This is a genomic window from Flavobacterium poyangense (assembly GCF_011751075.1).
Lineage (GTDB): Bacteria > Bacteroidota > Bacteroidia > Flavobacteriales > Flavobacteriaceae > Flavobacterium > Flavobacterium poyangense.
On record NZ_JAALLN010000207.1, the window covers coordinates 1 to 252 of the forward strand.

The window sequence follows — 252 nt, forward strand, 5'->3', positions numbered from 1 at the left end:
GCTCAATGCCCCTCGCATAGCGAATGCAACTTGCTTGCTTCAGGTGATAGAGTGGGTCAATCTGAGACCAAAATGCCTCCTCAATGTTCATTCCAATCCGCTCCCTAAACGTGGACAACTCGTCTCGGTCTCGCGAACCCTCATCCGGCCGGCGTACTGGAAATTCACAAACCGTGACTGATGAGATCATTGCTACGTGACCCTTGTTAACACGAGCAATTCGAATTTCCTCTGGTTGGCCGATTCGGGTTA